The 3,988-nt window shown below is 75.2% G+C and carries 3 protein-coding genes and 1 pseudogene; 3 read left to right on the top strand and 1 reads right to left on the bottom strand.

The features are described 5' to 3' along the window. A pseudogene (locus ACWF94_RS35515) lies at positions 1-1,339 on the bottom strand (hypothetical protein); the annotation flags it as partial. 274 nt (positions 1,340-1,613) lie between these two features. Here ACWF94_RS35515 and ACWF94_RS35510 point away from each other — a divergent pair. The 3 genes from ACWF94_RS35510 to ACWF94_RS35500 all read left to right on the top strand — a co-directional run bounded on the left by ACWF94_RS35510 (position 1,614) and on the right by ACWF94_RS35500 (position 3,778). Beyond that, the gene (locus ACWF94_RS35510; RefSeq protein WP_453498351.1) at positions 1,614-2,591 is read left to right on the top strand and encodes a helix-turn-helix domain-containing protein; all 978 of its coding nucleotides are present in this window, start codon (positions 1,614-1,616) and stop codon (positions 2,589-2,591) included. A 183-nt stretch (positions 2,592-2,774) separates the two neighbouring features. Continuing rightward, the gene (locus ACWF94_RS35505; RefSeq protein ID WP_453498348.1) at positions 2,775-3,257 is read left to right on the top strand and encodes a DUF456 domain-containing protein; all 483 of its coding nucleotides are present in this window, start codon (positions 2,775-2,777) and stop codon (positions 3,255-3,257) included. A 152-nt stretch (positions 3,258-3,409) separates the two neighbouring features. Then, the gene (locus tag ACWF94_RS35500) at positions 3,410-3,778 is read left to right on the top strand and encodes a PPOX class F420-dependent oxidoreductase (RefSeq protein WP_453498345.1); all 369 of its coding nucleotides are present in this window, start codon (positions 3,410-3,412) and stop codon (positions 3,776-3,778) included. Positions 3,779-3,988: the final 210 nt, after the last annotated feature.

Below are 3,988 nucleotides of genomic sequence, written 5' to 3'. Positions count from 1 at the left end.
GTCCCTGGTGGTCCTCCTGACGAGCCTGGACGCCGCCCCCGTCGAAGAGGGCCTGCTCCCGCTCCTCCCCCCGTACGGACGCGGCCCGCAGGGTGTACGCACTGTACCGGGCCCCGTCGAGAACCGTGTCGGGGACCAGATGGGCCAGGCCGTCGGGGGTGGCGGTGGGCAGCGCGGTGGGCTCGGGGTCGTAGGTCGGCGGCCCGTCGCCGATGTACCCCGTGTGCGGACGCGACCGCGGCGGGGGCTCCGGGGGCCGGGGCGGCTGCGAGGGTGCCGTGGGCGGCTCCCAGGGGGCACGCTGCCGCGGCGGCTCCGGTACCCGCGCCGGAGCCTTCGGGGCCCTGGGCGGGACCGGTGGCAGCGGCGGGTCCGGCACGGCCGCCACGGCGGGCGGGGCGGACGGGGGCGGCGGGCCCTGGAACGTATCGCGGGGCGTGGTCCCCGGCGTCGGACCTTCCGGCGCGACCGGGACGTCCGCGTCCGCCATCGGAGCGGGGCTCGGGTCCGCGATCGGATCTGGGGTGGGATCTGGGGTGGGGGCCGCGCGCGGGTCCGGTGCGTGGAACCCACCGGCGGAGGCGTCTGTGCTCGCCCCGCTCTTCGCGCTCTCCCCTCCCTCCCCTCCCTCCCCGCTCTTCGCGCTCTCCGCGCCGGAGGTCCCGGCCGGGTCCGGGACGCCCAGTCCCCCGGCAGCGCTCGTGGCGGACGGCGTCGGCGTAGGCGTGGCGGACGGCGTCGGCCACCCGGGCGAGTCGGGTGCGCCAGGGGTGCCCGGCCGGTCCTGCCCGCCCGGGTCGCCCGGGTCGCCGGGGGTGCCCGGCGGGCGCGGCGGAGGCGGGGAGCCGGACCCGAACCAGCCGCCCACCGACGGCGGCTTCTCCCCCGCGTCCGGGCTGTCCTGCCCGGCCGGACCGGCCGGACCGACAGGGCTGTCCCGGCCGCCCGGTCCGCCCTGGCTGATCGGGCTGATCGGGCTGCTCGGGCTGTACCGGGCCACCGGGCTGTCCTGCTGACCGGCCCGGTCCGGGACATCGCCGGTGTCCGGACCACTGAAGCCGTCCAGCGCGTCGAAGTCGTCCGGTGCGTCAAGGGTGTCCGGCGCGTCGAACTCGTCCGGCGCACCGAGGGTGTCCGCCGGGTCCGATTCCCACCACGCTCGCGCGCGGACGGGATCCTCCGAGGCGTCCCCCGGGTCCCGCGCCGGAGTCGTCACCGCGTCGGCGGCGGAGTCGAAGTGGGTGTCGAGGGTCTCGCCGGACGCCGGGGCCGGTCCCGTGTCCGGGGCGGACTCGTCGTACAGCCGGTTCCACCAGTCGTCTTCGGCCTGCGGGCTCATGCCCATATTGTCCACCGCGAGAGCCGCCGGAAAACTGCGCATCCCGAAATGCCGTGCGCGGTGACGCGTCCGCCGCGCACACCAATCTCCGTGGAACGGGGGCGCGATGGGCGGTACGGACGGCCACCGCGCCCGCGACGCCGGGGGCGGCCCCCTTGGCAGCGCGGCGAGCCGTACGGGGATGATGGACGCTGCGGCGGTACGCCGTCGGCGCTCGCCGGCACAGGGTGGGGAGTGCGCGCGTCCGGGGAGAACTGGTACTGGGAGGGGACTGGTGCTGGGAGCGATAGGTCTCGACGGGAGACAGGAGTCCGCGTACCGCGCCCTGGTCGCCCTCGGAGCGGCGGAGGTCACCGACCTCGCCCATCGGCTGGATCTGCCCGAGCCCGATACGGAACAGGCCCTGCGGCGGCTCGAACAGCAGGGGCTGGCCGCGCGGTCCCCGGCGCGGGTGGGGCGTTGGGTCGCCGCGCCGCCGGGCGTGGCGCTCGGCGCGCTGCTGAGCCGACAGCGCCGCGAGCTGGAACAGGCGGAACGGGCGGCGGCCCGGCTCACCCATGAGTACCGCGCCGAGGTCGCCGAACCGGCCGTACGCGATCCGATCGAGGTGGTGACGGGCCGCAGCGCCGTCGCCCACCGCCGCGAACAGCTCCGGCTGGGCGCGGCCGGTGAGGTCTGCGCCCTGGTCCAGGGCGCGGACGGCGGAGCCGACAGAACCGGTTCCCGGCCGGGTATCGCGTATCGCACGGTGATCGAGCGCGAGACGCTGTGGCTGCCCGGCGGGGTCGGCGCGCTGACCGCGGCGCTGGGTCGCGACGAGCAGATCCGCGTGGTCGACCGGGTGCCGACCGGGCTGGTCGTCGCCGACCGCGCGCTGGCGATGGTCCCCCTGACCGTGCGCGCCGCCGACCCGACCGCACTCGTCGTCCACGGCAGCGGCTTACTGGAGTCCCTGCTCGGCCTCTTTGACGCGGTGTGGCAGGGTGCCCTCCCCCTGCGCCTCGGCGGTGGCCGCTCCCCCGGCCTCTACGAGGAGACCGTGGCAGGACCCGACCCCACCGATCTGGAGATCCTCTCCCTCCTCCTCGCCGGGATGACCGACGCCCGCGTGGCCAAACAGCTCGACCTGGGTCTGCGCACGGTCCAGCGCCGTGTCCGCGGCCTCATGGAACTCACCGGTGTCACCACCCGTCTCCAACTCGGCTGGCACGCCCACGCCAAGGGCTGGATCTCCCGCGACCGCCCGAAGTGACCCGGGAACGCGGCCCGGCGCGAGGCACGCGGGCCCGGCCGACGCGCACCCGGGCACACCGGGCCCGGGCGGGGCCCGGGGACCGGGAGGTCCGCGCCCCCAACGCCCCCCGGATACGCCGGACACTCCGGGCTGCCCGGAAACGCGCGTGCGGGAATGCCTCCGATCCTGCACCCTTGGCAGATGGGCGTGTGGCAGCTCCTGCTGATCGGCCTGGTCATGCTGCTGGGCCTCGCCGGGGTGATCGTCCCGGGCATCCCGGGCCGCTGGCTGGTCTGGGCCGCGGTGCTCTGGTGGTCCCTGCACGAGCAGTCCGGACCCGCCTGGGTCCTGCTGGTCGCCTCCACCGCGCTGCTCCTGGTCGACCAGGTCGTGGTGTGGCTGCTGCCCCCGCGCAGGCTGCGCGGAGTCGGTGTCACCCGGCAGATGGCGGCTTTCGCGGGCGCGGGCGCGGTCCTCGGCTTCTGTCTCCTGCCGGTGGTCGGCGCGATACCGGGCTTCATCGGCGGGATCTACGGCACCGAGCGCCACCGCCTGGGCGGCCATGGCCCGGCCGTGGCGTCGACCCGCGCGGTGATGCGGGCCTGCGGGACCAGTGTGCTGGTGGAGCTGTTCGCCTCGCTGCTGGTGGTGGGTGCCTGGCTGGGCGTGGTCATCGCGAGCTGATCCGGCCGACCGGGCATGGATCCGGACCGTCAAGGATCCGGACCGCCTTGGTCTCGGACCAGCCATGAGCCGGACCGTCCATGGAGCGGCGCGTCAAGGGCCGGACACCGCCCGGTGCGTGGGCGGGGCGCCCGGCGTGTGAGGCTGCGTCCATGAGCCAATTCACCGATGCCGAGCGGGCATACCTCGCCTCCCAGCGACTGGGCAGGCTGGCGACCGTCGACCCGAACGGCCAGCCGCAGGCGAACCCGGTCGGCTTCTTCCCCCAGGAGGACGGCACGATCCTGATCGGCGGCCACGCGCTGGCGACCACGAAGAAGTGGCGGAACCTCCAGAAGAACCCGAAGGTCGCTCTGGTCGTGGACGACATCGTGAGCCTGCGGCCCTGGCGGGTGCGGGGCGTGGACATCAGGGGGGAGGCCGAACTCCTGACGGGCCCGCACGAACTGGGCTCCTCCTTCAGCGAGGAGCTGATCCGCATCCACCCGAGGAAGATCCACAGCTGGGGCCTGGACCAGTAGCGAGGGCGCGGCGGGGCGCTCACCGAACCGGAACCGGTGCCCCGGTGCTTCCCGGCCGCGGTCTTCCCGATGGCCGGGGCGGAGGCCGCCCGGCAGTGGATCGACGGGCTGCTGGCCGCGGAGGAGGAGACGGAGGGCGAGGAGCGCGCCTACCCGGGTGCCATTGCCGCCAATTTTCATGTGAGCCTTGACGGGAGCAGTGTGCTGGTG

Source organism: Streptomyces sp. NPDC055078 (assembly GCF_053607985.1).
The sequence above is the reverse complement of the archived record's forward strand: the minus strand, read 5'-3'. Positions and strand labels throughout refer to the sequence as shown.

Bases quoted from the DNA above. Each gene is read 5' to 3' on its own strand.
- ACWF94_RS35505 (WP_453498348.1), top strand. From the start codon at position 2,775: ATGGGCGTGTGGCAGCTCCTGCTGATCGGCCTGGTCATGCTGCTGGGC.
- ACWF94_RS35500 (WP_453498345.1), top strand. From the start codon at position 3,410: ATGAGCCAATTCACCGATGCCGAGCGGGCATACCTCGCCTCCCAGCGA.